Origin of the sequence: Thalassospira sp. (assembly GCF_048059015.1) — a bacterium.
Lineage (GTDB): Bacteria > Pseudomonadota > Alphaproteobacteria > Rhodospirillales > Thalassospiraceae > Thalassospira.
This window is the reverse complement of the sequence record NZ_JBLLNT010000011.1, coordinates 24,063-49,843: the sequence shown is the minus strand read 5'-3', so window position 1 is coordinate 49,843 and position 25,781 is coordinate 24,063. Positions and strand designations below refer to the sequence as shown.

Sequence of the window (25,781 nt, the reverse complement as noted above, 5' to 3'; positions counted from 1 at the left end):
CACACTTACTTCCCTGTTCGCCTTGTCAGTCTGATGCGGTTCTAGCAGCTCTGTTTACAGATTGCCGCGATCAGTTACTGACAAAATCTGTCCCGGCCGCCTTCAGGTCAAGGGCTGCGGCCAGAAGTGCCTTGGTATAGGGCTGTTGCGGATTGTCAAACACATCGCCTGCCGCACCGCTTTCGACCAGCTTGCCACCCTGCATTACCATTACACGATGGGATAATGCACGCACAACGCGCAGATCATGGCTGATAAACAGGTATGCCATTTTATGGCGCGCCTGCAAATCACGCAGTAATTCAACGATCTGTGCCTGTACCGACATATCAAGTGCTGATGTTGGTTCATCCAGTACGATGAAGCGGGGTTTTAAGACCAAGGCACGGGCGATTGAAATGCGCTGACGCTGCCCGCCGGAAAACTCATGCGGATAACGATCCATCGCATTTTGCGGCAGATCGACCTCATGCAAAGCCTCGGCAATGCGGGCCTCGCGTTCCTCAATGCTTAGACCCGGCTCATGAATTTCCAATCCCTCGCCGACGATCTGTGAGATCGACATACGCGGGCTGAGCGATCCGAACGGGTCCTGAAACACCACCTGCATGTCCCGGCGCAGCTTGCGCAGATCAGCACCTGCGTATTTGCGGATATCCTGCCCGGCAAAGCGCAGTTCTCCTTCGGACCGTAACAGACGCAGGATCGCCATCGCCAAGGTGGTTTTACCAGATCCACTTTCCCCAACAATGCCAAGGGTTTCGCCCTGTTTCAGGGTAAGCGAGATTTGATCAACCGCATCAAGATAACGTTCCGGTCGCCCCAAAATCCCCTTACGCCCAATCGGGAAGCGTACATGAATGTTGCTGGTTTCAAGCAGTTCAGCCGCATTTTCCGGAAGGTGCGGGGCAAAGCCACTTGGCACCGCAGACAGAAGCTTCTTGGTATAAGCATGTTGCGGATTATCAAACAGGCTGTGACCAACGCCCTTTTCGACAATCTCGCCATCCTTCATCACGCAAACGCTTTTGGCCATTTTGCGCACGATCTGAAGATCATGGGTGATCAGAAGAAGCGCCATGCCAAGCTTGTTCTGCAAATCTTGCAGCAGCTCCAAAATCTGGGCCTGAATGGTGACATCAAGGGCTGTTGTCGGCTCGTCAGCAATAAGTAATTCCGGCTCATTGGCCAGCGCCATGGCGATCATCACACGCTGTCGCTGCCCGCCGGAAAGTTCATGCGGGAGGGCACGCAGGCGCGATTTTGGATCGGGAATACCGACAAGCTCCAAAAGCTCGACAATGCGTTCGCGCGCCTTGGCACCACGTAGCCCTTTATGGAGCAACAACACCTCGCCAATCTGCTTTTCAATATTGTGCAGCGGGTTAAGGGATGTCATCGGCTCCTGAAAGATCATCGAAATCCGGTTGCCGCGAATTTTGCGCAACGTCCGCTCATCCGCACCGACCAATGATTCCCCATCAAAGGTGATCGACCCGGTCGGATGGGTCGCGCGTGGATAGGGCAGCAATTGCAGGATGGAAAGTGCCGTGACCGATTTGCCCGATCCACTTTCCCCAACCACCGCCATGGTTTCCCCGCGCGCCATGGAAAAGGACACATTTTTGACCGCAGGAACACCGGCAAAGGACACCGACAGGTCTTTGACCTCAAGAAGCGGTTGCTGGGTGGTTTGGCTACTCATAACCGTCTCCTAAAACGTCTTGCGCGGGTCAAAGGCATCGCGCACGGCTTCGCCGATAAAGATCAGCAGGCTCAACATGGTGGCGATGGCAAAGAACGCCGTCAAACCAAGCCAGGGGGCCTGAAGGTTGTTCTTGCCCTGTGACAGAAGCTCGCCAAGCGATGGCGATCCCGGCGGCATGCCAAGCGACAGGAAATCAAGCGATGTCAGGGCCACGATCGAGCCATTCAACACAAATGGCAGGAAGGTAATGGTCGCCACCATCGCGTTGGGCAGAACATGGCGATACATGATCCGGTAATCGGTCATGCCCAATGCCTTGGCAGCACGGACATATTCAAAATTACGTGCGCGCAGGAATTCGGCACGAACAAGCCCGGTCAAACTCATCCAGCTAAACAGCACAAGGATGAACAACAATGTCCAGAAGCCCGGCGCAAACAAGCTGGCCAGAATGATCAGGATGAAAAGCTGCGGCAAACCACCCCAGATTTCGATCACACGCTGGAAACCAAGATCAACCCAGCCCCCGAAATAGCCCTGCACCGCACCCGCCGCGATACCAATCACGGAACTGACAGCGGTCAGCGCCAAGCCAAACAGAATGGAAATCCGGAACCCATAAATAAGACGTGCCAGCACATCACGGCCAAGCTCATCCGTGCCCAGCCAATGGCGCAGCGATGGTGGAGATGGCTGCGGTTCGCGCATCTCAAAATCGATGGTTTCATAAGAAAACGGGATCAGTGGCCAAATGGCAAAGCCATGTTCGTCAATCTTGGCGCGGATGTAGGGATCATAGAAATCGGTTTCGACGTCAAAATCCCCGCCATAAGCGGTTTCCGGATGATCGGAAAAGACCGGCAGATACCAGTTATCGTCATATTTAACGAAGATCGGCTTGTCATTGGCGACCAGTTCGGCAAACAGGGCGATGACAAACAGGATGCTAAAGATCACAAGCGACCAATAGCCGCGCCGATTGGCCTTGAAGTTCGACATCCGGCGACGGTTAAGCGGGGAGAGAAGAACTGTTCTGATCATGATCAATTCTCCCGCGCTTCAAAGTCGATCCGTGGATCAACGAAGTGGTAACTGAGATCACTGATCAGGTTCATGATCAGACCAAACAACGTAAAGAAATAAAGCGTTGCAAACATCACCGGATAGTCACGCGTCATCACCGCGTTAAAGCCAAGAAGCCCAAGCCCGTCGAGCGAGAAAATCACTTCTATCAGAACCGATCCGGTAAACAGCATGCCGACCAAAGCACTGGGGAAACCGGCAATGATCAAAAGCATGGCGTTGCGAAACACATGACCATACAGCACACGTTTTTGACTAAGTCCCTTGGCCTTGGCGGTGACGACATATTGCTTGTTGATCTCGTCCAAGAACGAGTTTTTGGTCAACATGGTCAGGGTCGCAAAGCCGGAAATTGTCAGAGCAATAATCGGCAACGCGAGATGCCAGAAATAATCGCCGACCTTTTCAAGCTGCGACATCTGATCCCAATTTGACGATGTCAGCCCGCGCAACGGGAACCAATCCAGATAGGTTCCACCGGCAAAGATCACGATCAGCATGACAGCAAACAGAAAGCCCGGAATGGCAAAGCCGATAATGATTGCCGCTGATGACCAGATATCGAAATTCGATCCATCACGAACCGCCTTGGTAATCCCAAGCGGGATTGAGATGATGTAAATGATCAGCGTCGACCAGATACCCAGCGATATCGATACCGGCATCTTATCAAGCACCAGATCAACAACGTCCCGGTCCTGGAAGTAACTCTGACCGAAATCAAAGGTCAGATAGTTCTTCATCATCATCCAGAACCGCTCATGCGCGGGCTTATCAAAGCCAAACTGCACTTCAAGCTGCTTGATGATTTCCGGATCAAGCCCCTGTGCCCCGCGATAGGTCGATGTCGATGAGAAGTTGTTGCCTGATGCAGATGACGCAGCGGCACCACCACCGCCACTGCCGCTTTCGGCACCCTGATTGGTGATGCGCGCGGTTGCAGATACATCTGCACCCTGAAGCTGGGCAATTACCTGTTCAACCGGACCACCCGGTGCGAACTGGATGATCACGAAATTCAGCAACATGATGCCAAACAACGTGACAGGGATCAGAAGCAAACGCCGAAATACATAATTCAGCATGGCCTAAAATCCCCCCATCTTGAGTGCAGCAGACTTATCCTTGTCGATCCACCACCGCATGACCGACATGCCCTTAAGCGGCACCTCATCAGGCCGGCCAAAGATGTTCCACCACACCATGCGATCCCCGCCCAGATACCATTGCGGGATCACGTAATCGCCCCATAACAACACGCGATCAAGTGCGCGGGTCGCGGCAACCAGTTCGTTCCAACTGTTGGCCGATGCCACATTTTCGATCATTGCATCAACCACCGGATCCTTGATCCCGGCAAAGTTGCGTGATCCTTGCTGATCAGCGGCTTCGGAACTCCAAAATACCCGCTGCTCATTGCCTGGCGTCAAGGACTGGGTCCACCAGAAGGTCGTGACTTCAAAATCAAACGCCTGAATGCGGTTGACCCACTGGCCGGTATCAATCAGACGGATATCCATCTGAACACCAAGCTGCTTGAGCCGCGATTTCACTACCAAGGCAATCTTTTCCAGACCCGGCTGACGAATGATCAGTTCAAACCGGAACGGTTGGCCGGTTTCCTTGTTGACCAAAACCTTGTCACGCACTTCCCACCCGGCTTCATTGAGCATCGTCATGGCCTCGCGAAGGGCCTCACGACGACCGTTTGGCGCATCAAAGTCTGGCTGATGATAGGGTTCGGTGAATAATTTCGGCGGTAATTGATCGCGATAAGGTTCCAACAATGCCAACTCGTCGCCTGTCGGAACACCTTTTGCCGCCAGTTCGGAGTTCGCAAAGTAGCTGTCTGTTCGACTATAGGCACCATAGAACATCGCCCGGTTCAACCATTGAAAATCCAGACCATATTGCAGGGCTCTGCGGACACGACGATCGGCAAAAAGCGGGTTGCGGATATTCATCACATAGGCCTGCATGCCCGTCGGCAGATTATCGGGCAAAAATTGCTTTTGAATGTCGCCACGTTCAACCGCGGGCGTGTCATAGGCCGTGTTCCAGTCACGCGATGAATGCTCGGACCGGATCATATATTCGCCCGCCAAAAACGCCTGTCGCTGCACCTCGAAATCAAGATAGGTGTCATAGCGCAACGTATCGAAATTGTTCTGACCGCGGTTAACCGGCAAATCTTCTGCCCAGTAATCCTTCACCCGTTCATAGGTAATGCGACGGCCTGCCTCGATGCTGGCGACCTTATAGGCGCCACTGCCAACAGGCAGCTCAAACGTGGTTTTGGAAAAATCCTTACCGTCCCAGAATTTCTTGGGCATGATCCCGATGCCCGCTGCCGTCATCGGCGTTTCGCGGTTGTTGCCGGGCTTGAAGGTGAATTTGACGGTCAGTTCATCAAGGGCTTCAGCACCTTCGATCTGGGAAAAATATTGCCGATAAACCGGGCTGCCTTTTTCGACCAGAATTTCATAGGAAAACACCACATCCTCGGCGGTGATTTCGCTGCCATCCTGAAAACGTGCACGCGGATCAATGTGGAAAATGGCAAAGGATCGGTCATCAGGGACTTCGATGCTGTGCGCGATCAGGCCATACATCGCAAACGGCTCGTCCGCACTTGCAACCATCAGGCTATCATAAATCAAGCCCAGCCCCGCAGCCGCGTTACCCTTAAGCGTAAAGGGATTGAGCGTGTCAAAGGCAACGATCGAGGATTGCACCAACGTGCCGCCCTTTGGCGCATCAGGGTTCACATAATCAAAGTTTCTGAAATCAGGACCATATTTCAGATCGCCATAAAGAGAGATGCCATGTGAAACGGTGGTAAGCGGCGCAAGATCGGCTTCTTCGACAGGGACCGTCGGTGCCGGGTTGATGACCGGCTTGTCACCTTCCTGGGCAAATCCGGGCGATGGCATGCCCACGGCAAACATCGCCAAGCCAAACGCAAATAGGGTTGATGAGACCACCCTGCCCAGCCGCCCATGGCCCGGCAGTTTCATGCTGGCTGCATTCGCAATCATGTGACTAATCGTCTTTCCCCTGATGCAAGCTGGTTGCCTGTTGTCACGTTCTTATCATGTGGGACGTATCGCACTGACAGTTCCAGATATGGTGGTGGCGCAATGTCTCTGTCAGCGTCTTTTATGTATTAGATAGTCTCTACTAAATGGTTCAATTTCAAGGCATCATCACGTGTTTTGATCTTTTTGCGACAATTTTCGCCGTTCGGTTTCAAGCTTGATCTCGCCCATCAACCAATTGCGAAATGCCCGCACCTTGCGCCGCTCAAGCCGCCCTTGCGGATAACATAGCGAATAGGCGTAGGGACTATCGACCGGCAGATCAAACGGCACGGTCAAACGATTGGTGACAACATATTCACCAATCATCGCCGGATCGGAAATCACCACGCCAAAGCCGCTTGCCGCGGCCTCCATCGCCATATCAAGCGTGGCAAATACCGGACCGCGTTGGGCATTCACCCCCTTGATCCCGGTCCCGTTCAGCCAGATGCGCCAATCTTCGCGCTGCGCGGAACAGTGCAGAAGCGTCACACCCGATAAGTCCTGCGGAGTCTTGAGCTGTTTGGCGAGGTCCGGGTGGCACACCGGCAATAGTCGCTCGCCGGTCAGGAATTCATGCACCAGTTCATCATCCTGGGCATCGGCGAACCGCACGGCAATATCGACTTCGTTAAAGTCCACCGGGGCCTTGTCATCATTATAGGTGCCAAGCTGCACCTGAAGATCAGGATATTCCATCTGAAAGCGGCCAAGGCGCGGCACGATCCAGCGCATGGAAAATGTCAGCGGGGCCAGAACCGAAAGCTGCGTGTCGTCTGCGCGGTCCTCGACCTTGGCCACCGCATTTTCAATCGCATCAAAGGCCGGGGTCAGCGAAACCAGAAGGTTACGGCCCGCGCGCGTCAGCCGCAGGCTGCGATGATGGCGTTCAAACAATTTACGCCCCAGCACCTCTTCAAGATGTTGCACCTGTCGACTGACAGCCCCTTGGGTCACATTAAGCTCATGTGACGCTTTGGTGAAACTTTCAAGTCTTCCGGCCACTTCGAAGGCCCGCAGCGCATTTAATGGCAATGGACGGCGTTTCATGGAGATCGCTTTGCATGACTAAAACTCATGCAATGATGACAAAAGATGGTTTGAGCGCAAGTGTTTTTAGGCGTAACTCTGGGTTTATCGAAACGAAACACACGCATTAGAGATGCCGGGCCGCTGATTGCTTGAGAGCAGGCCTAGATTGAGAAGGAACGAGATCATGGTCGCGATCACCAAAGAAGCAGGTGCTTTTGTCACCACCCGCCGTCACCAGAACACTGTCAACCTGATGGATCTGCCGCGCGCTTGGTTCAAACGTTATAACCTGCGTCAGAAACTGGGCCTGATGGATGCACGTATGCTGCGCGATATCGGCTGGAACGTTTATGACGCCCGTCGCGAAGCTGCCAAGCCGTTCTGGAAAGCGTAAACCGCGCTTAGGCGCACAACTGAGTAGTTATCATGTCTGCCCCGTTCTTTCGCTTGCAGGGGTCCCTTTCATTCCCCCTGCAGGTGCTTGATGCTCTACTGAGCATTTGGAAGGTCCAGAGCCTGAAATAAGGCTTGGAATTCTTCTCTCCCTGAAGGCAATCCCAACATCCCCCCGTTGGCAATTGCTTATGAAAATGCCGGTCACTCCCCTGGTGACCGGCTTTTCTTTTGCCCGGAATTCTGAGCGATAAAAGATCGACTATTTCTTGTCGCGATAACGCAGATACATCAGGTTGGCCGCATTCAATACCGAATACATCACAGCAAATTGCGCGTTGAACTCGAACTTTTCCGGCTTTGGATCGAAAAGCTCGTAAATCTCGCGAATGGTGCGCTCGCCATCAATCCGCGACAGGATTGCCGGTGAGGCACCCGGCATGGTGCGGGTCACCGCAAGTCCGGTAAAGGTGATCTTGATATTGCCGGTCTTGGCGACCGATCGCGCCAATGCCGCACCATCAACCCGGGTAAAGAACGGAATGGCGTCTTCGCTTGGCACCGGTGCTTTGATCTTGTTCTTGGCCTTGACCACATAAAAGGTGTGCTTGGTGATATTGCCCGCCATCAGTTCGGCAATGGCGGCACGTTCACGGAACGGCACATGAACCGCCTTTTCCAGAACGTCATGGCGCGAACAATAGGTCGTCGGGTCATAGCGCATCGGTTCGATGAAGTTCTGCAGGCGAAGACCGGCCTGTTCGACAAAATCAAACACTTCATCGACGCGATAGGCGCGATCCTGTTGATGCAGCAACAGATCATAGAACCCGGCATCGCCACCATGGATGTGATCGCCGACAAACGGATTACGTTTCAGCCAGTTCGTACCTGGCAGGGAATTGAACAGCGCCTTGCCAAAATTCAGGCGCTTTGCGCCACCGGCCTCGGCACTCAGGCGCTCCATCATCTCCTGCATGTGGTAAACGCCCTGACGGCCAAGCTCGCCATAGACCATCAGACCCATTCCACCATTGGGTTTGAGCGACTCCGCCAATGCGCGCAGTCCGGCATCCGGATCGGGCAGATGGTGCAGAACCCCGCAGCAATCAATATAATCGAACGGGCCATATTCCTTTGCCAGATCTACAAAGGATCCGGTGACAAAGGTGACACTCTTTTCAAGATTGCGGCGCTTGATACGTGCCTCGGCTACGGCGCGCGAGCTTTCTGACAGATCGATATAAACGATCTCTGCCTTGGCTTTGCGATCACGCGCCTGTTGGGCCAACATGACCAGCGCATCACCGGTACCGCCGCCTGCAACAAGGATCTTGATCTTGCCCTTGGCCGATGGGTCCCGCCCGCCAAAGACGAAATGGACAACCTCATCCCAATTGCCCGGCGATCCGGTGACCAGCCTTTTATCTTCGTCTTCCGGGTTTCGCGCCGGATATGGGTATGTTTCGTACTGATCACGCGTCTTTTCAGACGATAGAACAGCATCGGACCTATTTTTGTCGTCGGGCATTACCGCGGATTCCGCCAGAGAGTTATTAGTGACTTATTATTGTCAGGGTTTTGAGGCACGGCCTTGGGGCGCCAACATCCTATACCAACGAATTAATTAAGAAAATCCGCGAGTTCGCCTATTCATTGCGACAATTGATAACAAGTTTCCCCGTCGCACTGCGATCCCGAATGGCGTCAAGGGCGCTCATCGCCCCAGACAGCGGATAAGTTGCCGATATCAGTGGCTTGATTTTGCCTTCGCGCAAAAGCGCCAAAAGCTCCGCCATGCCTTGTTGGGTGATGTCCGGGTTCTGTTCCAGATAGGCGCCGAAATAAAAGCCGATCGCCGTGACATTTTTGACCAGAAGGATGTTGGCGGGAATTTGTGGCACCGATCCGCTGGCAAAACCAATCAGGAGCATCCGCGCACCGGGTGCAACACAGCGCAGGCTTTGATCAAAGACATCCCCGCCGACCGGATCATAAACCACATCAACACCCTTGGGTCGGCCAAGGCCTGTCGCGATTTCGCGCACGCGATCCCGGATATTTTCGACCTTGTAGTCAATCACGTGATCCGCACCGTGATCCTTGGCGATCTGACATTTGTCCGCACCGCCCGCGGTTGCAATCACCGTCGCCCCCAACAGCTTGGCACATTCAACAGCCGTCAGGCCAACGCCACCTGCGGCACCATGCACCAACACCAGATCACCCGATTGGACATTGGCGCGATATTTCAAACCAAACCAGCTTGTGCCATATGCAATCTGAAAAGCAGCGGCATCGAAAAAATCAACTTCATTTGGCAAGGGGATCACAAGCGACGCATCAGCAATCACGCAGCCCGCAAACCCACCCCAATCGGGCAATGCCATGACCGGATCACCAATGGAAAACTGATTGACACCCTCGCCAACCGCGCGGATCGTTCCACTGATTTCGAAGCCCGGCGAAAACGGACCATCGGGGCGTTTTTGGTATTTGCCTTGCAAGATCAGGGTATCGGCGAAATTGACACCACAGGCGGTCACATCAATCACCACCTGACCGGGGCCAGGTACTGGATCCGCCCAATCGATCAGTTTTGGTTCTTCCCCGAATGCTTCGCAAATCCACGCTTTCATGCCGCCTTCCCGTCCCTGAAGATTTTATGGGCGTCAGTGTGCCGTTTGCGCAGTGCACAAACAAGCCGACATTGGGCTAAACCCCGGAAACGGACTGGTACAGTATTGGAGAATTTTGAGGGGATCTGGCAGATCAGAAGAAGCGCTGACGTTTACGCTTGCGGGTCAAAAGCAGCAGGACCACGGACGGGACCAGCAACACCACAAGTGCCGGCGCCAGCAAGACCGGGACAAAGATGTTATCCCATGCCCATGAAGATACATAACGCTGGATGAGCGATTGCAACAGGTTAAGGCTTCCGGCATCAAGGCGATACCAGAGCTCACCGGCAGCAACCAGCCGGAATGTACCTGTTTGAAGCGCGGTAATGGAATCGTCGACCAGCACGGCAATGCTGGCAAACAACAAGACCCATCCCAACGCCCGGAAAACCCACATCATCCTCTCCACACGTCCCGCACGGAACGGGACATCAGCGAAATAAAGTAAGGCACCCTATCGGCTCCGCCCCACCGGCGTAAAGTGTCGCAAAAACCGCATAGGTATATGTCGATTATGCCATAACCCTAACGTGAAACCTTACGGGCGAGACATCAACAAGAAGTAAAGATACCGCCAAAGCCCGGAATTGTGCGGGTTACAGACGGCGACACCCGTCTTGGACGCCCGGTTTTCCACATGATTTTCCGATGATTACACGAAAGTGAAAAAAGAGGCTTATTGGGCCTTGTCAAGCAAGGTCGGGTCGGCTAATGTCCGCCCGCTTTCGCGATATATACAAGATCGCATGTGGAGAGGTGGCCGAGTGGTTTAAGGCGCACGCCTGGAAAGCGTGTTGGGGTGTAAGCCCCTCAGGGGTTCGAATCCCCTCCTCTCTGCCACTGACCAAATTTCCAAAATTCAGATACCAAACCACCACGCAGCACATATCGTGCCGTGCGACAATTTGCGTTTGTCCTATTCCCCGTCCGCGCCCTCGGCACCGACGGCTTGCATCCATTTGCGCAACAGACCATCAAGCTGGGCGAGCTCGTCCTTGGTAAGCCCGTCGACCAGACGATGCTGGTTGGCAACGTGGTCGGTGACGGTGGCATTGACCAATGCGAACCCCTGTTCGGTCAGGGCAACGACAAAGCCGCGTCCGTCTTCCGGGTTGCGTTCGCGGCTAATCAGGCCTGCTTCTTCCAACTTATCAAGGCGGTTGGTCATGGTGCCCGATGTCACCATCGTCCATTCAATCAATTTGGATGGGCTGAGCGCATAGGGCGGGCCGGAACGCAGCAAAGTGGCGAGCACATCAAAGCTGGCACCATTTAATCCATGCTTCTTGAAAACCAGATCAAGCTCGGCAATGAGCTTGTTTCGCAGGCGTCCAATCCGGCCAAACGTGCCCATCGGGGTCACATCAAGGTCGGGGCGTTCACGGCGCCATTGCGCCAGAATGCGGTCGATTTTGTCGGTAGTGTTTTCCATGGATCGATCATATGGCGAAAATTTATCTTGACGTCAAGATTTCTGATTATATCTTGACGTCAAGATAAATGGAGATGCCACCATGAACCGAACAACTGATTTATTCCTGACCGCCATCGCCCCGGTCATCTGGGGCAGCAGCTATATCGTTGCGACTGAAATGCTGCCACATGGTTATCCCTTAACCGTATCGCTTTTGCGTGCCTTGCCTGCTGGCCTGATCTTATTGCTGGTCGTGCGCCAGTTGCCCCAAGCTGGCTGGCGTGGTCGCGTATTCATTCTGGGTGCGCTGAATTTTGCGATCTTCTGGTCGATGCTGTTTCTGGCCGCCTACCGCCTGCCGGGCGGGGTTGCCGCGACACTTGGTGCAGTTCAGCCGCTATTTGTGCTGTTTCTCGCCCGGTTTGCCTTGGGCAACACCATCACCATCCTTGGCATCATTGCCGCAATTTCCGGCGTGATCGGGGTTGGGATGCTGGTGCTTGATCCGGGTGCCGTTCTTGATCCGATCGGCATTGCTGCGGCCCTTGTCGGTGCCCTTTCAATGGCAGCCGGAACGGTTCTGACCCGCAAATGGCAACCGCCCGTATCCCCACTGACTTTTACCGCCTGGCAATTAACCGCCGGTGGTTTGCTTCTGATCCCGGTTGCGTTGATTGTTGAACCCGGCTTCCCGATGCCGACAGCCACCAATATTGCCGGTCTTGTCTGGCTTGGTTTGATCGGTGCGGCGCTCACCTACTTCCTGTGGTTCCGCGGGATTGCAAGGTTGGGGCCGACCACGGTGACAAGCTTTGGCTTCTTGAGCCCGACCAGTGCGGTGCTTTTGGGCTGGATCGTACTGGGACAGGCTTTATCCGCCCTGCAAATCGTCGGTGTTGCCGTTGTCTTGATCAGCATCTGGCTTGGACAACGCGCAGCACGCCCTGCCCCGCAACCAAACCCTGCCCCACAAACCACGTAACCCTCACGCCACCAGCTCAACACTACCCCTTTGAACGTCCTATTAAACGCCCCACTAAATTCATAACGATATCAAATCGAAATAAAAGGAACGTCACCATGACCACTCAAAACGCCCCCAAACAGCACCTTAACATCGTTGTCTTTGGCGCCACTGGCGATGTCGGCAGCGAAGTCGTTGCCGAGGCTGTGGCGCGCGGCCATCGGGTCACAGCCGTTGCCCGCGATACGGCAAAGCTTTCGGCCCTGCCAGCATCGGTCAAACGTCAAAGCGTTGATATCCTTGAGAACCCCGAACTGGTTGCGGATATCCTGGCCGAACATGACGTTGCTGTAAGCTCGCTCCGCCCGGCGGCTGGCCATGAAGAGCTTCTGGTTGCAATGAGCAAAGTGCTGCTTGATGCGGCCCAGAAAACCGCGAAACCGATTTATCTGACCGGCGGTGCCGCCACCCTGAAACTGGCCGATGACAGTGGTTACACGGTGCTGACCGCACCTGACTTCCTGCCAGATTCCGTCCGCCCGATTGCCGAGGCCTGCGAGCAGCTTGATGCCCAGTTTGATCAATATGATGACGTGCAATGGACCTGCCTGCGCCCGCCAGCAATGCTTATGCCCGGCGAAAAGACCCGCAATTATGTCCGCGGAACCGACACGCTGGTGACCGATCACGACGGTGTCGCACGGATTTCCTATGCCGATTTCGGCTTTGCCATGGTTGATCTTCTTGAAGGCGGTAATGGTGGCCAACGCCGCCTGACGGTTGGTTATCAGAACAAGGCCGAAGCTGCCTGACCCCACGATCACAACACCAACGCAAAACGGGCGGCCCAGTGCCGCCCGTTTTCGTTTACGCTTAAGTCTACGCTTAGCTTTTTTTAGATGCTGCCTTGATCCGGGCAAAGACTTCGTCCAAAGCCGTGTGGATTGCCGCCCCACCCTTTTCACGCAGGAAGGTCTGCGCGACCTGTTCGTTCAGACCGCCTGCCGTAATGTGACCTTTATAAAGATCAGCAAAACTTTGATCGGGGGATTTGTCAGTGTTTTCGGCAAGACCGCTGAAAAGTGCCGCCAGATAACGTCGGGCATCCCCCTCATCCGTGCCATGCGCGACCATCCATTTTGCCGATTGATCCAGCACCGTAAAATAGGTCGCCATCAGCGCACTTCCGGTCGCATAGCCATCAAAGGCATCAATGGTTTCGGCTGCAACCGCGCCCCCCAGCTTTTCAAACAATGCCATCACATCAGATGATCCGGGATAAACCGCCGTCACACAGCGATGATGTTCGACCGGCGGCAGGGGAATGGCGCGATCGATCTGGGCATTGGTTTTAAGCCAGGTTTTGAGATCACTGATCGGGATCGTCGCAATCAGGCTAACGAGCTTCTTGTCATCAGACACCTGAAGCTTTGAGAGGATTTCTTCGGAAAGCTGCGGCAGGACCGCCAAAAAGATCATATCGGCCTGATCAATGATCGCCTGATTGTCATCCTCGACCCGGACGCGGTCAAAATCCGCGGCCAGCTTTTCGGAGATATGCGGGCTTCGGCGTGAAACGATGACCTCGGTTACCGGGTAATCCGATGTCAGCAATCCACGGATCACCGCATCACTGATCGCGCCCGTTCCGATAAATCCAAGTTTCATTCCATCCCCTCCATCGCGAAATCATCCATAGGCACCAGCTTTTGCGCCGGATCTTCAGACCCGTCATAAGCAGCAATCACCCGAAATTCCGGGCCATCCTGCGTTGAATGGCTTTCATACAAGCAGAACCGGTCAATGGTGAAAACCCGCGAGCTGAGATCGGCATGATCGGCAACGGTTTGTTCGATCGTTGCGCGGGCCGCATCGCGGTTACGGCCGAGTGTGATATGCGGGGTGAATTTGCGCATATCCATATCCGGGCATTCTTCAAGGGTCAGAAGCGCGCTTTCGACCCGTGCGGCAAGCTTGCGCATGATCGGTTGGTCTTTCACCCCGGCCCAAAAGATGCGGATCTTGCGGCTTGAGGCAAAAACGTTCAGCCCCTGCACCTGAAGATCAAAGGGTTCAAACCGCACATCCGACAGGACCTGGTCAATCTCGGCGGCCAAACCCGGATCAACATTACCGATGAATTTAAGGGTAATGTGCATGTTTTCCGGGGCCTGGGCATCCAGCCCCTTGATCCCGCGCGCAAGCGGATAAAGCTCTGCTGCGATATCACCCGGGATTTCCACGCCGACAAACAAACGCATGATAGGTATCCAATTCAATTCTGGTGGCAATCCGGGCGAAGGTGGTCCTGACCCTAGCCCGTTGCACTGCCCGGCAAAGGCAACACGTCATCTTCGCCGTCGATCTGCGGGAAATTGCCCGATGCCCAGTCGGACTTGGCTTTTTCGATCCGTTCCTTGGAACTGGCAACGAAATTCCACCACATGAAGCGATGACCAAGTGGCAAGCCGCCCAGAAGCATCACACGGGCATCTGATCGCGCGACGATATCAGGGATTTCTTCGGGCGCGATATAGACAAAGCTTTCCGGGCCGTAATCTTCGCCATCAATGGCGATTTGGCCCGAGACGACATAAACCGCCCCTTCCTGATTTTCACCCGGAAGCAAAAGCTGCGCACCGTCATCCATATGCACATCAAGGTAATAAAGCTTGGACTTCACCGGAACGGGCGCGGTCTTGCCAAAGGCTTCACCGGCGATCAGGCGCATATGAAGTCCGGCATCTTCAATGACCGGAAGATCGTTTTTGGCCACGTGATAGAAGGCGGGTTCGGATTCTTCTTCGTCTTCGGGAAGGGCGACCCAAAGCTGAAGCCCATCAAGTTCGTGATGAGAATTACGGACTTCGGGTGTTTCACGTTCGGAATGGGTGATGCCGGTTCCGGCACTCATCCAATTAAGATCACCCGGCGTGATTTCAAGATTGCTGCCAAGGCTGTCGCGATGCAAAACAGCGCCCTTAAACAAATAGGTCACAGTCGCGAGGCAAACATGAGGATGGGGCGGCACATCAATGCCTTCGCCGGGTTTGAAAGCGGCTGGTCCCATATGATCGAAAAACACGAACGGTCCAACCGAACGCACATCGCGATGGGGAAGAACGCGGCGCACGGAAAAGGCGCCAAGATCGGCTTCTTTGCCTGAGATGAGTTTGACCATGCGCCACCTCCTGAAATTCTGGAATGGGGTAAGGCAGCCAAAAAAGACTGCCTTACCTTATAGGTGAGATAGCCTAAACCCGATTAAGGGCAAGGATATGGCCAGGTCTGATGCACGCTTTCAATCGCGCTCAGCACGTCATCAGACAGCGTGATGTTTGCTGATCCGATATTGAGCTTGAGCTGTTCCATGCTGGTCGCGCCAATGATGTTCGATGTCAGGAACGGGCGCGAATTGACATAGGCAAGCGCCATCTGCGACGGATCAAGACCATTATCCTTGGCGATTTTGACGTACGCCTCGGTCGACTTGATGCCATTTTCCGTCAGGTAACGGCCGAAATATTGCGGCCATTTGGCAACGCGCGTACCTTCCGGGCGCGCACCGCCCAGATATTTGCCCGACAGCGCCCCGCCACCCAGCGGCGAATAAGCCAGAAGACCGGCATTCTCGCGGATGGAGCATTCGGCCATGCCGACTTCATATTGACGGGTTAGGAGGCTATAGGGGTTTTGCACCGAAACCACGCGCGGCCAGCCGTTCTTTTCCGCAAGCTCAAGGAACTTCATCAGTCCCCACGGGTTTTCGTTCGAAAGCCCGATATGGCGAACCTTGCCCGCCTTGACCAATTCATCAAGGGCCTCAAGGCTTTCCTCGATCGGGGTCATTTCCTCGTTCTCGTCATGGACATAGCCAAGCTTGCCAAAGAAGTTGGAATTCCGATCCGGCCAGTGGAGCTGATAAAGATCGACATAGTCGGTTTTCAGGCGCTTGAGCGATCCATCAATCGCCTCGTGGATCTGGCCACGGGTCAGACGTGGTCCATTGCGGACATAATCAAACCGATCAGCCGGACCGACGATCTTGGTCGCGATCACCAGATCATCACGACGACCGCGCTTTTCCAGCCAGTTGCCAATGATGGTTTCGGTTTTGGTGAAGGTCTCTTGCATCGCCGGAACCGGGTACATTTCGGCGGTATCGATGAAATTGACTTCGTTGGATGTTGCGTAATCAAGCTGTTCGAACGCTTCGTCCTGCGTATTCTGTTGGCCCCAGGTCATGGTGCCGAGGCAAATTACACTGACATCAATGTCAGTACGTCCCAAACGACGATATTCCATGTATCAATCCCCTGTGACACGCAAACGGGCATAAGCCCCGCCGCATGCTTCATTTTTTGCAATGGTATGAATATATCCTGTGTGCCACGGGATGAAACCGCCCATGGCAAAAAATCTTGCAAAATCACGAATTCGCAAGATTTCGGGCTTCGCCGCAAACGATTGAAAAGGCTTAGATAAACAGGGTCAAAACCCCGGTATAGCCATAGAAACGATCGTTACATATTTCGCCATTACCATAAAAGCCGGTCAGTGGCAGATCGCCCAGCTCATCGCGGATGATCATCATTTCCCGGCTTTCGGTGCCAAACAGATGCGGACCACGGGCGACACAGCTGCAATAAATCGCACCGCGCGGCTTGCCCGGAAGACGTTTTTGCAAATCCGCCAGCATACGGCGTAGATCCAGCTCGGCGGCTGCTCCGTCACGCCGGACAAAGCGGATGGCATCGCCTGCCTGCACATCACCGCTGACCGCAATCATATTATTGTGCGGATCAACGCCCATCAGATTACGGACCACGAAATCACCGGTGTCAGAACCCGGCACCATCAAGGCCACATGATAACGCCCCGATGCCATGGAATGTTCGCTGCCATCGGCTTCGAGTTCTTCTTTAAGCACATCCAAGGCCGCGCGATCATCAAGGGTGGAGATGATGCCTTCGCGGCCCTCTGTCACGCGATGAACCGGACCAATGGGGGTACAGGCCTGACTGATGCCGACCTGCACACTGGTTTTGCCATCAAACAAAACACCCGAAAGACCACCATCGACTACCTTATCCGCAATTTGCGGAGCGCTTCGTTCACCTGATGCGATCCCGCCCACCAAATAGGTCGATCCCAATCGCGCCAGTTCGGTCAATGTACCAAGGCTTTCAGGTGCACCGGGATCACCATGCACGAGGCCAAAGATCGGCTGCAGACGGTCAATCGCCTGCTGCAGTTCCGGCGCATCCAGATCGGTATCGGTTTTAAGCGGCTCGAAGATATGAAACTCGTCGCGGTCAAAGGGTGCGACCATCACGGATGCGGCAGGCACCCCGAAATAGGCCCGACCCGATCCACACACGCCGACACCGGATGTACCGGTCCAATGTTCGATGGAAAGACGCGATCGCAGGAATGTCAGGATACTGCCAATGTCTTCTGAAAGTGCTTCGGAGACATACAAAAAAGCCAAGGCCTGCTTTGGCAATGGCTCCTTTTCCAAGAGATCCGCCAGCTCAGAGGCAACTGCAGCCCAGTTTTCTCCGCTGGCATGGGCAGCCCGAAATTCTGCTGTCATGCATTCTCCCGTCCTGTCTGGTCACGTGATCCGGGTCTTGCGCCCGATGCGTTTCCAAGTTCTCCAAGGACTATATCTAAGCATCGCGTTTGCGCTTCGACAAGGGCGAAGCATGCAAACCAAGTCACTATGATTGCAGGCGGGTAATCACAATACGTGTTTGCGCAGGATATCCATCGCCGCATTCAGCTGGGTCATGCGTTGATGCGATCCATAGTTGCTGTCGGGATGATGAATGGCGGCAAGGACGCGGTATTTTGCCCGAACCGCGCGTATATCGGGCCTGGCATTCGGTGCAAAGCCCATCACATGCAGGGCTTCGTTATAGGTGGTCACCCCGCGATCAAGCGGATCAAAGGCAAGGTTATCAACAATCTGGCGCAGTCGTTCGAGCTCTTCACGCGATTGCAGAAGTTCGACCGGCGGTTCGGCCTGACGTTTCTTCAGCGCGCGAGCTTCTTCAAGGGCCGCGCGCTCTGCGGCCAGAACATCGGATTTCTCAACGCGCATATTGACATCACCGGCATCGAAATCGATGGCCATTTTCAAAGCCTTACGCACTGTGATCACGGAGAACCCGGGCGGCAACCGCAATTGCAGGCGAGGTTTACGGCGCCATGGGCGGCCTTCTGCCGGACCGGATTTCAAAACAATGGTTTCGCGGTCACCTTTGGGCGGATCGCCAGGGTCCTGATAGTCTTCGATGACTTTTTCCGGGACGATCAACATCACAGAACGCGCCAGATCGGCCGCATTCACACCACGCTGCTCAGCCAGTTTTAAAACGGCGTCACGGAAAATCGATGAACAGGGGATGGTATAGGATTGCTTGACGTTTGAAGATGCGGACACGTTGGGTAACCTGATAAATTATTGAATTAATTTAACATTCTGGCATTGCATCACGCAGCAAACACCGCGAAATCGGGCGCAGATGTCCCGATTTCAAAAAGTGTATCTGCGGATTTGGCCCCCTGCAACTGCATTTGCAGTCAAAATTGAATCGCTTCCGATTCATCCACAGGTCAAACAGCGACTCCAAAGAACGCAACGGAGTCCGACTTTTCGCGCCAAATCCCTGAAATTGCGCCATTTTACCAGAATCATCAGGGATTCTGCGGAGCGACTCGGCAAAAAGTTATTCAACAAACTTATCCACAGGCCGACACAAGAACGCGGGAAACAATACTTGTTAAATCATTGAATCATAACGGGAATTACTATGACTCTATGGTTTCAATCGATTGTGGATTTTCTCCGAAATCGATCAAATCGGCGATCATGCCCGAAAAAACAACGCAATTGCGAACGACAAAACTACGTATGCAGTTAGACAAAGATTCGTTCGAAACATAACCGAAAGTAAATGAGGTGTTAATTTCACAGCAAACAGGGTGTTTTGGGGTGTTTTTACCCGTTTCAGCCCCCCTAACGGGGCATAACACGGCCCTGTTGAAATCCGATATTACATTGATATTAAATACTTTTATGTTTCACGATTGCTGAATATAAACGTTGAGAAGGTCCGCACCCACAATCGTTTCGGGTTGTTGATGTTTTCTATCTACATACGCAGTTTTTCCAGCAATTCACATCACTTGATCGCCCGAAAATACCTATGGGCGAAATTTTATTACCGTCGGAAACCTGCACAAACGCTTGGCTTGTCAGTGATTTTCGTCACACCCCTGAATTATGCTGCGGTCTGTCGCAACGCAAAACCACTCCGACCTCAACCGGGAGTCAAAAGATGCCCCGTGACACGCTACATTGCCCGATCAAGGGCATTGCAGAGGCCATAACGTCTTTCACATTGACAAAACCCCGCCACAGGTAGTGCGGCGGGGTTCTATGATTGATCGAGAAATCGGTCGTTTTATCAGGATGCGTTGCCCAGAAGCTCAATGACCTCAGGCAGAATGCGCTCAACGATGACTTTGACGCCATCAGCGTTCGGATGCATGCCGTCGTCCAGATTAAGGCCTGGCTCCGCAGCCACCCCATCAAGGAAAAACGGATATAATTCAATCTGATAGCGCCCGGCAAGATCGGGATAGATGCTGTTGAACTCATCGCCATAGTCCGTGCCCATATTGGGTGGTGCCATCATCCCGGCCAGCAAAACATCAACATCCATTGCACGCAACTTCTCAATGATCTGGGCAAGGTTATCGCGCGTTTGGGATGGCTCAACCCCGCGCAATGCATCATTCGCACCAAGTTCAAGCAACACCGCATCAGGCTTATCCACCAAGGCCCAATCAAGACGGGCCAAGCCCGCCGCCGTGGTGTCGCCGGAAACCGAACTATTGACCACTCGGATGTCATGACCGGCATCTTTGAGGGCGGCTTCAAGTTGCGGGGCAAAGCCGGCATCCTGATCAAGCCCGTAGCCCGCCATCAAACTATCACCAAACAAAACAAGGGTTTGCGGCGCATCTTCACTGGCATAAGCCACCGATGAAGTTGCCAAAACCGCAGCAAAACCAAGGCCTGCAAGCGTGGTCTTGGCGAATTTGTTTATTCCAGACACCATATGACGAGTGAACTTGATAACAGTACGACCTTGCCCGAAAGCCAAATTCATAACAAATCTCACCTTATATGCTGCCAACTTGCGGGGTCGGTTACCTTCCGTTTACCCTTGGACAGCGCATTCAAAACAATAGAAGCGCGTTCGAACCACAGAAGTTTGAACCAGAAACGTCCAGATCCGTAAGCTTATGTAACCTGCTTTGTTGATCTTGCAACGGACAACCCCGATAGGAACCGACATGACTGTGACCGAAACCACCGCGATCCCGGACCAAGCTGGCGTATCGGCGGCCGAGAAACCCAAACAGACAATTGATGTGCAAGGTCTGAAGCTGCGCCTGCAGGGCCCGGCTGGAATTGTCGAGATTTTAAAAGGGGTTGATCTGTCGATCCATGCGGGTGAACGCGTAAGTCTGGTCGGTCCGTCAGGTTCGGGCAAAACATCGCTTTTGATGGTTATTGCCGGACTGGAACAAGCCCAAGAAGGTGTGGTCAAGGTTTGCGAGAATGATCTCCGCGCGCTCGATGAAGACGGGCTTGCGCTGTATCGCCGTCACCATGTTGGCATCGTATTTCAGGACTTCCATCTGATCCCGACCATGAGCGCGTTGGAAAACGTTGCGCTTCCGATGGAGTTTGCCGGACGCAAGGATGCGTTTGAAAAAGCCCGCGAGGAGCTTGAACTTGTCGGGCTGGGTCATCGCATTGGCCATTATCCCGGGCAGCTTTCGGGGGGCGAGCAACAGCGCGTGGCTCTTGCCCGTGCTTTGGCAACCGATCCGGAGCTTCTTCTGGCTGATGAACCGACCGGTAACCTTGATGGAGCGACCGGTGAAACGATTATTGAATTGCTTTTTGATCTGACCAAACGGCGCGGCTCGACTTTGCTTCTGATCACCCATGATCCGGGGCTTGCAGAACGCTGTGACCGTACCGTGATGCTGCGCGATGGCGAAATCGTTTCGCATCTGGAACCGCAATCATGAGCACCACCGATCTGAAATCATCAGGTGCGGATCGTTTGTGGTCCATCGCCTGGCAAGTCTGTCGGCGTGAATTGCGCGGCGGGCTTTCGGGCTTTCGCATCTTTCTGGCCTGCCTTGCGCTGGGCGTGGGATCGATTGCCGCTGTCGGAAACGTTTCGGAATCCGTTCTATCGGCCTTGGAGCGTGATGGCCGTAAACTTTTGGGCGGAGACGTAGAGCTTCGCCTGACCCATCAGGAAGCCACCCCTCAACAGATTGAATGGCTTACGGAAAACACCGAACGGGTTGGCGAATTGGCCACCATGCGCAGCACGGCCTATGGCCCGGAGCAGCGCCGTCTGGTGGAGCTTAAGGCCGTTGATGATGCCTATCCCCTGTTTGGCGAGATGGAGCTTGAAGACGGCATTCCATTCGCCAGTGCCCTTGATCAAAAGGATGGCCTCTGGGGTGCTGTGACCGAGGCAGGCCTGCTGGAGCGCCTTAACATCGCTGTTGGTGATACGGTCAAGCTTGGCGACATTGATGTTCAAATTCGCGGCGTGATCGCCAAGGAACCTGATAAGGCAGTTGGCTTTTTCAATTTCGGCCCGCGCTTGATGGTCTCCAAGGCAGGGTTGATGGAGACCGGTCTGGTGCAGCCCGGAAGCCTGATCCGCTATTATTACGCTTTGGATTTGAACGATAATGAAAGCCCGACCGAGTTCCGCGAACGCATTGAAAACGAGTTCGCCGATGCCGGTTGGCGCATTCGTGATACCGCCAATGCCAATCCGGGCCTGCGTCGCTTTATCGAACGCCTGACCCTGTTCCTGACCCTTGTCGGGCTGTCCGCCCTTCTTGTTGGCGGCATCGGGGTCGCCAATGCGGTGCGGAGCCATATCGAAAGCAAAACATCTGTCATCGCGACCCTGAAATCGATCGGGGCATCGCATGGTCTGGTGCTTCGGATTTACTTCCTGCAAATCCTTGTGCTGGCATTGATCGGGATTGGTATCGGTCTTTTGATCGGTGCGGTGACACCTGCGATCATTGCTCCGCTTCTGGCAGGTCGTTTGCCGATTGATGTGACTTTGGGCCCGGCTTTGCCGTCGCTGATCATTGCAACCAGCTTTGGCGTTCTGACCACCTTGGTCTTTGCCCTGCCATCCTTGTTGCGTGCACGTGAAATCCCGGCCGCCCGATTGTTCCGAGCCAGTGCCGGTCTGTTTAACGGAAGCCCGGTGCGCAAACGTGACCTGCCCTATATCGGCGTTCCGCTTGCACTTCTGCTGATCCTGACCGTGCTGACCGCAACAGATCGCGAGATTGCGCTTGGCTTTATTGTTGGATCTGCACTGGCTGTGGTGATTTTCACCTATGCCGGGCAAAGTATCGTATCCCTTTCGAAACGGTTCATCACCGGACGCAGCGCGTTTTCAAGACTGGCGCTGGCCAACCTGCATCGTCCGGGCGCCAGCACGGTTCCGGTCGCGCTGTCGCTTGGTTTGGGTTTGACCCTTCTGGTCACCATTTCCGGGATTGAGGGCAACCTTGATAACGAGATCAATGAGAACCTGCCGGACTTTGCCCCTGCTTTCTTCTTCCTTGATATTCGCCCCGATCAGATGGACCAGTTCAAAGGTCAGCTTCTATCAAAAGATAATGTTTCGGATATCGAACAAACACCGATGCTGCGCGGACGTGTGACCGCGGTTGACGGTGTTAAATCCGAAGATGTCGGTCCGGGTGAAGATCGCTGGTTCCTGCGCGGCGACCGTGGTTTGACCTTTGCTGCCAGCCCACCGCCGGAAACCAAGCTTGTGCGCGGTGCATGGTGGCCGTCTGACTACAATGATGCCTCCAAACCGCTGGTATCGATCAGTGCGGATATCGGCAATGCCTTTAGTTTGGAGCCGGGTGACACATTGACCGTCAATGTGTTGGGTCGTGACATCACCGCTGAAATTGCCAATTGGCGCGAAATTGAATGGCAGAGCCTGCGCATGAATTTCGCCATGGTGTTTTCGCCGGGTCTGATCGACAAGGCGCCCTATAGCCTGATCGCCACTGCCCATATGCCACGTGAAATGGAAGAACCGGTCGATCGCATGATCGGGCTTGATTTCCCGAATGTGTCGGCCATCCGGGTACGAGAGGCGCTTGAAGCCGCCAACGCCATTCTCGCAGGCATCGGCACGGCCCTGAATGCGACAAGCATGATTGCGATTGTTGCCGGTGTGCTGGTTCTGGGGGGCGCTGTGGCGGCGGGCCGTCGCAAGCGCATCTATGATGCCGTGGTCCTCAAAACATTGGGCGCAACACGGGCCAACATCCTTTATGCCTATGCGCTGGAATACGGGATCCTTGGCCTTGCCACCGGCGTGATTGCCACCATCGTTGGTTCGATCGCTGCTTGGTCGGTTCTCGTACTGGTGATGGAAGCAAATTGGGTGCTTCTGCCGATGACCATTCTGGGTCCGATTGCCATTGGCCTGTTTGCAACGCTTGCGGCCGGTTTTGTCGGCACATGGCAGGCACTGCGCAGTCCGGCGGCCCCTATGTTGCGTAACGAATAAGCTTCGTCGCATCCCCAAAAACAAAAACAGGGCCGGTTCAAGTAACCGGCCCTGTTTTGCATTTCAGATGTTTCGATATCGATTTGATATCAGATGATGATCATCAGGCAATATCACGCAAAGCGCGGCGGACGACCTTGCCGGTCGTTGTCATCGGCAGTTGCTCAAGGAAAGCGATCTCGCGCGGATATTCATGCGCGGCCAAGCGGGTTTTTACGAAGTCCTTGATTTCGCTTTCAAGTTCCGCACTTTGCGCAAAGCCATCTGCCAGCACGACAAAGGCCTTTACGATCTGACCACGCTGTTCATCGGGTTTGCCGATCACACCTGCCATGCGCACAGCCGGATGGGCAATCAGGCAATCTTCAATCTCGCCCGGACCAATGCGATAACCTGCCGAGCTGATCACGTCATCATCGCGCCCGACAAAGCGGATATAGCCATCGGCATCAACACAGCCCATATCGCCAGTCAAAAGCCATTCACCGACAAACTTGTCCCGGGTGGCTTCGGGATTGCGCCAATATTCCAGAAACATCACCGGATCGGGTGCACGCACCGCAATCCGGCCCATTTCACCGGGTTCAAGCACGTTGCCCCCCAGATCAATCACCGCAACGTCATGACCAGGCGCTGGTCGCCCCATCACGCCGGGCTTTGATTTCATGATCGACTGGCAGGAACTGACAACCATGTTGCATTCGGTCTGGCCGTAAAACTCGTTGATCGTGACGTCAAACACCCGACGCCCCCAATCAAGAAGTTCCGCACCAAGTGTTTCGCCACCACTTGCAATAGAGCGCAAATTACAATTGAACTTTTGCGCCAATTCATCACCTGCGGCGCGCATCATCTTCAATGCAGTTGGCGGCAGGAAAGTATTGCGCACGCCATATTCGGCAATCAGCTTGAACGCTTCTTCGGGTGTGAATTTCTCAAACCGGTGGGCGACGACCGGAACGCCATGATGCCAAGCAGGCAGCAAAACATCCAAAAGTCCGCCGATCCAGGCCCAATCAGCCGGGGTCCACATCACATCCCCATCCTTGGGGAAGAAGTCATGAGACATTTCAACACCGGGCAAATGGCCGAGCAACACCCGATGCGCATGAAGGGCACCTTTGGGCTGGCCGGTGGTACCGGATGTGTAAATGATCAGGGCCGGTTCATCAGCGCGCGTCTTGACCGGCTCGAACTGATCACTGGCCTCGGTCGAGAGTGCCTTGAAGTCAAAGCAGCCTTCTGGCGCGCCATCAATGACATAGACATATTCAAGGGCAGGCAGCAGATCGCGGATTTCGGCGATCTTGGCCGCACCTTCTTTGTCGGTCACCAGCGCCTTGGCCGCACAGTTGCCCAAACGGTATTCGAGCGCATCCACCCCAAACAGGGTAAAGAGCGGCACGGCAATCCCGCCCATCTTATAGGTCGCGACATGGACAATGGCGGTTTCCGGGCTTTGCGGCAGCAAGATACCCACACGATCCCCTCGACGAATGCCATGGCGGCGCATGACATTGGCGAAGCGGTTCGACAGACGTTTGATCTGTGAGAATGTGTAATCGCGACGTGATCCGTCGCGGCGGCGATGCATCAGCGCAAGGCGATCCGGGTCATCTGCCCATTTATCGCAAACATCAACGCCGATGTTGAAATAGGTTGGTACATCCCAGACAAAATCCGAGCATACCGTCGCATAATCATCACGACTGGCCAGCATGTTTCCTCCCTGAATTCGCCGCTGTTCTTTGTTT

22 protein-coding genes and 1 tRNA gene are annotated in these 25,781 nt (G+C 54.2%); 6 read left to right on the top strand and 17 right to left on the bottom strand.

Features of this window, described 5'->3' with window-relative positions:
* Positions 1-70: 70 nt before the first annotated feature.
* The 5 genes from ACMZ66_RS15060 to ACMZ66_RS15040 all read right to left on the bottom strand — a co-directional run bounded on the left by ACMZ66_RS15060 (position 71) and on the right by ACMZ66_RS15040 (position 6,921).
* Positions 71-1,705: an ABC transporter ATP-binding protein gene (locus ACMZ66_RS15060; protein ID WP_416938274.1), complete on the bottom strand. Its 1,635-nt coding sequence runs from the start codon at positions 1,703-1,705 to the stop codon at positions 71-73.
* A 9-nt stretch (positions 1,706-1,714) separates the two neighbouring features.
* Entirely contained in the window at positions 1,715-2,749 is a 1,035-nt protein-coding gene (locus tag ACMZ66_RS15055) for an ABC transporter permease (RefSeq protein WP_416938272.1), read from the bottom strand.
* A 2-nt stretch (positions 2,750-2,751) separates the two neighbouring features.
* Positions 2,752-3,876 carry a microcin C ABC transporter permease YejB gene (locus ACMZ66_RS15050; protein ID WP_416938270.1) on the bottom strand — a complete coding sequence of 375 codons (1,125 nt, stop codon included), beginning with the start codon at positions 3,874-3,876 and terminating at the stop codon, positions 2,752-2,754.
* Between the two features lie 3 nt (positions 3,877-3,879).
* On the bottom strand, positions 3,880-5,829 hold the full coding sequence (locus tag ACMZ66_RS15045; protein ID WP_416938269.1) for an extracellular solute-binding protein: 1,950 nt from the start codon (positions 5,827-5,829) through the stop codon (positions 3,880-3,882).
* A 168-nt stretch (positions 5,830-5,997) separates the two neighbouring features.
* Entirely contained in the window at positions 5,998-6,921 is a 924-nt protein-coding gene (locus tag ACMZ66_RS15040) for a LysR substrate-binding domain-containing protein (RefSeq protein WP_416938267.1), read from the bottom strand.
* A gap of 166 nt (positions 6,922-7,087) precedes the next feature.
* Between ACMZ66_RS15040 and ACMZ66_RS15035 the strand changes: the two genes are divergently transcribed.
* On the top strand, positions 7,088-7,297 hold the full coding sequence (locus ACMZ66_RS15035; RefSeq protein ID WP_416938266.1) for a DUF1127 domain-containing protein: 210 nt from the start codon (positions 7,088-7,090) through the stop codon (positions 7,295-7,297).
* A 261-nt stretch (positions 7,298-7,558) separates the two neighbouring features.
* Here ACMZ66_RS15035 and ACMZ66_RS15030 read toward each other — a convergent pair whose 3' ends face one another.
* From ACMZ66_RS15030 to ACMZ66_RS15020, 3 genes are all read right to left on the bottom strand, one after another.
* Positions 7,559-8,827, bottom strand: coding sequence for a class I SAM-dependent methyltransferase (locus ACMZ66_RS15030; protein ID WP_416938264.1), 1,269 nt, complete (start codon positions 8,825-8,827; stop codon positions 7,559-7,561).
* Between the two features lie 118 nt (positions 8,828-8,945).
* Entirely contained in the window at positions 8,946-9,935 is a 990-nt protein-coding gene (locus ACMZ66_RS15025; RefSeq protein ID WP_416938263.1) for an NADPH:quinone oxidoreductase family protein, read from the bottom strand.
* Positions 9,936-10,068: 133 nt separating this feature from the next.
* Positions 10,069-10,377, bottom strand: coding sequence for a hypothetical protein (locus ACMZ66_RS15020; RefSeq protein WP_416938261.1), 309 nt, complete (start codon positions 10,375-10,377; stop codon positions 10,069-10,071).
* Between the two features lie 350 nt (positions 10,378-10,727).
* Between ACMZ66_RS15020 and ACMZ66_RS15015 the strand changes: the two genes are divergently transcribed.
* Positions 10,728-10,817, top strand: a tRNA-Ser gene (locus tag ACMZ66_RS15015).
* A gap of 76 nt (positions 10,818-10,893) precedes the next feature.
* Here ACMZ66_RS15015 and ACMZ66_RS15010 read toward each other — a convergent pair.
* Positions 10,894-11,409, bottom strand: a complete 516-nt coding sequence (locus tag ACMZ66_RS15010) for a MarR family winged helix-turn-helix transcriptional regulator (protein ID WP_416938259.1) — start codon at positions 11,407-11,409, stop codon at positions 10,894-10,896.
* 82 nt (positions 11,410-11,491) lie between these two features.
* Here ACMZ66_RS15010 and ACMZ66_RS15005 point away from each other — a divergent pair, with 82 nt between their 5' ends.
* Positions 11,492-12,373, top strand: coding sequence for an EamA family transporter (locus ACMZ66_RS15005; RefSeq protein WP_416938257.1), 882 nt, complete (start codon positions 11,492-11,494; stop codon positions 12,371-12,373).
* 98 nt (positions 12,374-12,471) lie between these two features.
* Positions 12,472-13,167 carry an NAD(P)-dependent oxidoreductase gene (locus ACMZ66_RS15000; protein WP_416938255.1) on the top strand — a complete coding sequence of 232 codons (696 nt, stop codon included), beginning with the start codon at positions 12,472-12,474 and terminating at the stop codon, positions 13,165-13,167.
* Positions 13,168-13,240: 73 nt separating this feature from the next.
* Here ACMZ66_RS15000 and ACMZ66_RS14995 read toward each other — a convergent pair whose 3' ends face one another.
* The 7 genes from ACMZ66_RS14995 to ACMZ66_RS14965 all read right to left on the bottom strand — a co-directional run bounded on the left by ACMZ66_RS14995 (position 13,241) and on the right by ACMZ66_RS14965 (position 20,538).
* Positions 13,241-14,023, bottom strand: coding sequence for a pyrroline-5-carboxylate reductase (locus ACMZ66_RS14995; RefSeq protein WP_416938253.1), 783 nt, complete (start codon positions 14,021-14,023; stop codon positions 13,241-13,243).
* Positions 14,020-14,616, bottom strand: a complete 597-nt coding sequence (thpR, locus tag ACMZ66_RS14990; RefSeq protein ID WP_416938252.1) for an RNA 2',3'-cyclic phosphodiesterase — start codon at positions 14,614-14,616, stop codon at positions 14,020-14,022. Before thpR ends, ACMZ66_RS14995 begins: the two co-directional genes overlap by 4 nt.
* A 53-nt stretch (positions 14,617-14,669) precedes the next feature.
* Positions 14,670-15,536, bottom strand: coding sequence for a pirin family protein (locus ACMZ66_RS14985; RefSeq protein ID WP_416938250.1), 867 nt, complete (start codon positions 15,534-15,536; stop codon positions 14,670-14,672).
* A gap of 83 nt (positions 15,537-15,619) precedes the next feature.
* On the bottom strand, positions 15,620-16,660 hold the full coding sequence (locus tag ACMZ66_RS14980; protein WP_416938248.1) for an NADP(H)-dependent aldo-keto reductase: 1,041 nt from the start codon (positions 16,658-16,660) through the stop codon (positions 15,620-15,622).
* A 172-nt stretch (positions 16,661-16,832) separates the two neighbouring features.
* On the bottom strand, positions 16,833-17,951 hold the full coding sequence (locus tag ACMZ66_RS14975; protein ID WP_416938246.1) for an FIST signal transduction protein: 1,119 nt from the start codon (positions 17,949-17,951) through the stop codon (positions 16,833-16,835).
* Positions 17,952-18,098: 147 nt separating this feature from the next.
* On the bottom strand, positions 18,099-18,803 hold the full coding sequence (locus ACMZ66_RS14970; protein ID WP_416938245.1) for a J domain-containing protein: 705 nt from the start codon (positions 18,801-18,803) through the stop codon (positions 18,099-18,101).
* 1,027 nt (positions 18,804-19,830) lie between these two features.
* Positions 19,831-20,538 (bottom strand): arylesterase, encoded by a 708-nt coding sequence (locus ACMZ66_RS14965; RefSeq protein ID WP_416938243.1) that lies wholly within the window; start codon positions 20,536-20,538, stop codon positions 19,831-19,833.
* 187 nt (positions 20,539-20,725) lie between these two features.
* On the opposite strand from ACMZ66_RS14965, the gene ACMZ66_RS14960 reads away from it, so the two are divergent.
* Positions 20,726-21,472: an ABC transporter ATP-binding protein gene (locus ACMZ66_RS14960; protein ID WP_416938241.1), complete on the top strand. Its 747-nt coding sequence runs from the start codon at positions 20,726-20,728 to the stop codon at positions 21,470-21,472.
* Positions 21,469-24,027, top strand: coding sequence for an ABC transporter permease (locus ACMZ66_RS14955; protein WP_416938239.1), 2,559 nt, complete (start codon positions 21,469-21,471; stop codon positions 24,025-24,027). Before ACMZ66_RS14960 ends, ACMZ66_RS14955 begins: the two co-directional genes overlap by 4 nt.
* A gap of 103 nt (positions 24,028-24,130) precedes the next feature.
* Here ACMZ66_RS14955 and ACMZ66_RS14950 read toward each other — a convergent pair whose 3' ends face one another.
* Complete coding sequence (locus ACMZ66_RS14950; protein WP_416938237.1) at positions 24,131-25,747, bottom strand: acyl-CoA synthetase; 1,617 nt, start codon at positions 25,745-25,747, stop codon at positions 24,131-24,133.
* Positions 25,748-25,781 lie beyond the last annotated feature (34 nt).

Coding starts and splice junctions, on each gene's coding strand:
- ACMZ66_RS15060 (WP_416938274.1), bottom strand. CDS start 1,705: ATGAGTAGCCAAACCACCCAGCAACCGCTTCTTGAGGTCAAAGACCTG.
- ACMZ66_RS15055 (WP_416938272.1), bottom strand. CDS start 2,749: ATGATCAGAACAGTTCTTCTCTCCCCGCTTAACCGTCGCCGGATGTCG.
- ACMZ66_RS15050 (WP_416938270.1), bottom strand. CDS start 3,876: ATGCTGAATTATGTATTTCGGCGTTTGCTTCTGATCCCTGTCACGTTG.
- ACMZ66_RS15045 (WP_416938269.1), bottom strand. CDS start 5,829: ATGATTGCGAATGCAGCCAGCATGAAACTGCCGGGCCATGGGCGGCTG.
- ACMZ66_RS15040 (WP_416938267.1), bottom strand. CDS start 6,921: ATGAAACGCCGTCCATTGCCATTAAATGCGCTGCGGGCCTTCGAAGTG.
- ACMZ66_RS15035 (WP_416938266.1), top strand. CDS start 7,088: ATGGTCGCGATCACCAAAGAAGCAGGTGCTTTTGTCACCACCCGCCGT.
- ACMZ66_RS15030 (WP_416938264.1), bottom strand. CDS start 8,827: ATGCCCGACGACAAAAATAGGTCCGATGCTGTTCTATCGTCTGAAAAG.
- ACMZ66_RS15025 (WP_416938263.1), bottom strand. CDS start 9,935: ATGAAAGCGTGGATTTGCGAAGCATTCGGGGAAGAACCAAAACTGATC.
- ACMZ66_RS15020 (WP_416938261.1), bottom strand. CDS start 10,377: ATGATGTGGGTTTTCCGGGCGTTGGGATGGGTCTTGTTGTTTGCCAGC.
- ACMZ66_RS15010 (WP_416938259.1), bottom strand. CDS start 11,409: ATGGAAAACACTACCGACAAAATCGACCGCATTCTGGCGCAATGGCGC.
- ACMZ66_RS15005 (WP_416938257.1), top strand. CDS start 11,492: ATGAACCGAACAACTGATTTATTCCTGACCGCCATCGCCCCGGTCATC.
- ACMZ66_RS15000 (WP_416938255.1), top strand. CDS start 12,472: ATGACCACTCAAAACGCCCCCAAACAGCACCTTAACATCGTTGTCTTT.
- ACMZ66_RS14995 (WP_416938253.1), bottom strand. CDS start 14,023: ATGAAACTTGGATTTATCGGAACGGGCGCGATCAGTGATGCGGTGATC.
- thpR (WP_416938252.1), bottom strand. CDS start 14,616: ATGCGTTTGTTTGTCGGCGTGGAAATCCCGGGTGATATCGCAGCAGAG.
- ACMZ66_RS14985 (WP_416938250.1), bottom strand. CDS start 15,536: ATGGTCAAACTCATCTCAGGCAAAGAAGCCGATCTTGGCGCCTTTTCC.
- ACMZ66_RS14980 (WP_416938248.1), bottom strand. CDS start 16,660: ATGGAATATCGTCGTTTGGGACGTACTGACATTGATGTCAGTGTAATT.
- ACMZ66_RS14975 (WP_416938246.1), bottom strand. CDS start 17,951: ATGACAGCAGAATTTCGGGCTGCCCATGCCAGCGGAGAAAACTGGGCT.
- ACMZ66_RS14965 (WP_416938243.1), bottom strand. CDS start 20,538: ATGAATTTGGCTTTCGGGCAAGGTCGTACTGTTATCAAGTTCACTCGT.
- ACMZ66_RS14960 (WP_416938241.1), top strand. CDS start 20,726: ATGACTGTGACCGAAACCACCGCGATCCCGGACCAAGCTGGCGTATCG.
- ACMZ66_RS14955 (WP_416938239.1), top strand. CDS start 21,469: ATGAGCACCACCGATCTGAAATCATCAGGTGCGGATCGTTTGTGGTCC.
- ACMZ66_RS14950 (WP_416938237.1), bottom strand. CDS start 25,747: ATGCTGGCCAGTCGTGATGATTATGCGACGGTATGCTCGGATTTTGTC.